1 pseudogene is annotated in these 731 nt (G+C 69.1%); it reads left to right on the top strand.

The features are described from left to right. Positions 1–122: 122 nt before the first annotated feature. A pseudogene (locus FUT87_RS31905) lies at positions 123–731 on the top strand (4-alpha-glucanotransferase); the annotation flags it as partial.

The raw sequence follows: 731 nt of genomic DNA, 5'->3' as shown, positions 1-731 counted from the left end.
GCGCTGGCCGCGGCGCGCGAGCAGTACGCGGACGAGGTCGGCTTCTGGCAGTTCGTGCAGTGGTGCTTCGACACCCAGGTCGCGCGCTCAAGGCCTATGCCAATGAACGCGGCGTCCACATCATGGGCGACCTGCCGATCTTCGTCGCCCACGACAGCGCCGACTGCTGGGCGCGCCCCGACCTGTACGAGCTGGACGAGCAGTTCCAGACCACCGTCGTGGCCGGCGTGCCGCCGGATGCGATGTCGGTCACCGGACAGCGCTGGGGCAATCCGATGTACCGCTGGGACAAGATGGCCCATGAGCACTTCGCCTGGTGGACCGCGCGGTCAAACGCATGCTCAGCTCGGCCGACGTCTTCCGCATCGACCACTTCCGCGGCTTCGCCGCCTATTACGAGATCCCCGCCGACAGCCCCGACGCCACCCGCGGCGTCTGGAAGACCGGCCCCGGCAAGGCGCTGTTCGATGCGATCGCCAAGTCGCTGGGCGAGCTGCCCATCGTCGCGGAGGACCTGGGCTTCATCACGCCCGACGTGCACGAGCTGCGCGACGCGCTGAACTACCCGGGCATGAAGATCCTGCAGTTCGGCTTCGGCGGCGATGGCGGTCACGAGTTCCTGCCGCACAACTGGCCGCGCGCGCGTCTGCTACACCGGGACCCACGACAACGACACGGTGCGCGGCTGGTGGAACCAGGCCAGCGCCCATGAGCGCGCCTTCGCCGCCGCC

The organism is Mitsuaria sp. TWR114, assembly GCF_007997345.1.
Note: the sequence above shows the minus strand (reverse complement) of the source record. Positions and strands in the feature narration are given on the sequence as shown.